Annotated in this window: 1 protein-coding gene; it reads left to right on the forward strand. The window is 66.7% G+C overall.

Going from position 1 to position 3,710, the window contains the following annotated elements:
* The coding region (locus tag V6M39_RS08660) for a DNA-directed RNA polymerase subunit beta' (protein ID WP_332643416.1) at nucleotides 1–3,710 on the forward strand (3,710 nt) is incomplete at both ends.

The following is a 3,710-nucleotide window of genomic DNA, read 5'->3' on the forward strand; positions in this document are numbered from 1 at the left end:
AAGATCTTCGGTCCCACCCGGGACTGGGAGTGCTACTGCGGCAAGTACAAGCGCGTGCGCTTCAAGGGCATCATCTGTGAGCGTTGTGGCGTCGAGGTCACCCGCTCGAAGGTGCGTCGTGAGCGGATGGGCCACATCGAGCTCGCCGCTCCCGTGACCCACATCTGGTACTTCAAGGGCGTCCCGTCGCGCCTGGGCTACCTGCTCGACCTGGCGCCGAAGGACCTCGAGAAGGTCATCTACTTCGCTGCCTACATGATCACCTCGGTCGACGAGGACGCGCGCCACCGCGACTCCGACACCCTGGAGAACAAGGTCGGCCTGGAGCGCGAGCGCCTCGAGAAGCGTCGCGACACCTCCGTGGAGGACCGCGCCAAGAAGCTCGAGGAAGACCTCGCCACCCTCGAGGCCGAGGGTGCCAAGGCCGACGCCAAGCGCAAGGTCCGTGACGGTGCCGAGCGTGAGATGAACCAGCTCCGCGACCGCGCCAACCGCGAGATCGCGCGTCTGGAAGAGGTCTGGGACACGTTCAAGAACCTCAAGGTGCAGGACCTGCTCGGCGACGAGCTCCTCTACCGCGAGATGAAGAACTGGTTCGGCAAGTACTTCGAGGGCTTCATGGGCGCCACCGCGATCCAGCGGCGTCTCCAGGACTTCGACGTGGAGGCCGAGGTCGAGTCCCTGCGCGACACGATCGCCAACGGCAAGGGCCAGCGCAAGGTCCGCGCCCTCAAGCGCCTCAAGGTCGTCGACGCCTTCCGCAAGACGGGCAACCAGCCCATCGGCATGGTCCTCGACGCCGTTCCGGTCATCCCCCCGGACCTGCGCCCGATGGTGCAGCTCGACGGTGGCCGCTTCGCGACCTCCGACCTCAACGACCTCTACCGCCGCGTCATCAACCGCAACAACCGCCTCAAGCGACTGCTTGACCTCGGTGCTCCCGAGATCATCGTCAACAACGAGAAGCGGATGCTGCAGGAGGCCGTCGACAGCCTCTTCGACAACGGTCGTCGTGGACGTCCGGTCACCGGCCCGGGCAACCGGCCGCTGAAGTCGCTGTCCGACATGCTCAAGGGCAAGCAGGGTCGTTTCCGTCAGAACCTCCTCGGCAAGCGCGTCGACTACTCCGGCCGTTCGGTCATCGTGTCGGGCCCGCAGCTCAAGCTCCACCAGTGCGGTCTGCCCAAGCAGATGGCACTTGAGCTGTTCAAGCCGTTCGTGATGAAGCGCCTGGTCGACCTGTCGCACGCGCAGAACATCAAGTCCGCCAAGCGGATGGTCGAGCGCGCCCGCCCGGTCGTGTGGGACGTCCTCGAAGAGGTCATCACCGAGCACCCCGTGCTGCTCAACCGTGCGCCCACCCTGCACCGCCTCGGCATCCAGGCCTTCGAGCCCCAGCTGATCGAGGGCAAGGCCATCCAGATCCACCCGCTCGTCTGCGGCGCGTTCAACGCCGACTTCGACGGTGACCAGATGGCTGTCCACCTTCCGCTGTCCGCGGAGGCGCAGGCCGAGGCTCGCATCCTGATGCTCTCGACCAACAACATCCTCAAGCCGTCGGACGGCCGTCCGGTGACCATGCCTTCGCAGGACATGATCATCGGCCTGTTCTGGCTGACCGGTGACCGCGAGGGCGAGGTCGGCGAGGGCCGCATCTTCTCGACCCCGTCCGAGGCGATCATGGCCTACGACCGCGGCGAGATCGCGATGCAGAGCAAGGTCCGCATCCGCCTCAACGACATCGTGCCGCCGCTCGACCTCGAGCTCGGCGCGGACTGGGAGGACCGGACCGCGATCCTGCTGGAGACGACGCTGGGCCGTGTCTACTTCAACGACACGCTCCCGGCCGACTACCCCTTCGTCAACGAAGAGGTCGGCAAGAAGCGCCTCGGCGCGATCGTCAACGACCTGGCCGAGCGCTACACCAAGGTCCAGGTTGCCGCCTCGCTCGACGCCCTGAAGGACGCCGGCTTCCACTGGGCCACCCGCTCCGGTGTGACCGTCTCGATCGACGACGTCACCACGCCGGACAGCAAGGTCGAGATCCTCGGCCGCTACGAGGCCCAGGCCGAGAAGGTCCAGAAGAACTACGAGCGCGGTGTGATGACTGACGACGAGCGTCGTCAGGAGCTCATCGAGCTGTGGACCCAGGCTGCTGCCGAGGTCGGTCGGGCCATGGAGGCCAACTTCGACCGCAGGAACCCGATCTACATGATGGTCGACTCGGGTGCCTCCGGAAACATGAACCAGATCCGGCAGGTTGCGGCCATGCGTGGTCTGGTGGCCAACCCGAAGGGCGAGATCATCCCGCGCCCGATCAAGGCCAACTTCCGCGAGGGCCTCTCGGTGCTCGAGTACTTCATCTCGACCCACGGTGCCCGCAAGGGTCTGGCCGACACCGCGCTCCGCACCGCCGACTCGGGCTACCTCACCCGTCGTCTGGTGGACGTGTCGCAGGACGTCATCATCCGTGAGGACGACTGTGGCACCGAGCGTGGTCTGCCCAAGCTGATCGGCGAGCGTCTCGAGGACGGCTCGGTCGTCAAGCACGAGCACGTCGAGACCTCGGCGTACGCCCGGGCCTCTGCGGTCGAGATCGCCCACCCGGAGACCGGCGAGGTTCTCGCCGGTGCCGGTGAGGACCTCGGCGACGTGAAGATCGGCGAGCTCATCGCCGCCGGTGTGGTCGAGGTGAAGGTCCGCTCCGTGCTGACCTGTGACGCCAAGACCGGCACCTGCGCGAAGTGCTACGGCCGTTCGCTGGCCACCGGCAAGCTGGTCGACATCGGTGAGGCGGTCGGCATCATCGCCGCCCAGTCGATCGGTGAGCCCGGCACGCAGCTGACCATGCGTACCTTCCACACCGGTGGTGTGGCCTCCGCGGACGACATCACGCAGGGTCTGCCCCGCGTGGTCGAGCTCTTCGAGGCCCGCTCGCCCAAGGGCCGCACTCCCATCTCGGAGTCGGCCGGTCGCGTGAAGATCGAGGAGACCGACAAGGCCCGCGTGGTCCTGGTCACCCCGGACGACGGCTCTGAGGTCCAGGAGATCCCCGTGTCGAAGCGCTCGCGCCTCAACGTGGAGGACGGCGACCACATCGAGGTCGGTCACCACATCACGTCCGGTACGCCCGACCCGCAGGACGTCCTGCGCATCCTGGGTGTCCGCAAGGCGCAGGAGCACCTCGTGGACGAGGTCCAGGAGGTCTACCGCTCCCAGGGTGTGTCGATCCACGACAAGCACATCGAGATCATCGTGCGGCAGATGCTGCGTCGCGTGACGGTCATCGAGTCCGGTGACACCAACCTGCTCCCGTCCGACCTGGTCGACCGGGTGCGGTTCGAGGAGGAGAACCGTCGCGTGGTCTCCGAGAGCGGCAAGCCGGCCTCGGGTCGCCCGGTCCTCATGGGCATCACCAAGGCCTCGCTCGCGACCGAGTCGTGGCTCTCGGCGGCCTCCTTCCAGGAGACCACCCGTGTCCTGACCGACGCCGCGATCAACGGCCGCTCCGACAGCCTCAAGGGCCTGAAGGAGAACGTGATCATCGGAAAGCTCATCCCGGCCGGCACCGGCCTGGAGCGCTACCGCAACATCCGGGTGGAGCCGACCGAGGAGGCCCGCGCAGCGGCCTACTCCGTCACCGGCTACGACTCCTACGACTACGACTTCGGTCCGTCGTCGCAGGCCGTCGCACTCGACGACTTCGACTT

It is taken from the genome of Aeromicrobium sp. (genome assembly GCF_036675695.1).
Lineage (GTDB): Bacteria > Actinomycetota > Actinomycetes > Propionibacteriales > Nocardioidaceae > Aeromicrobium.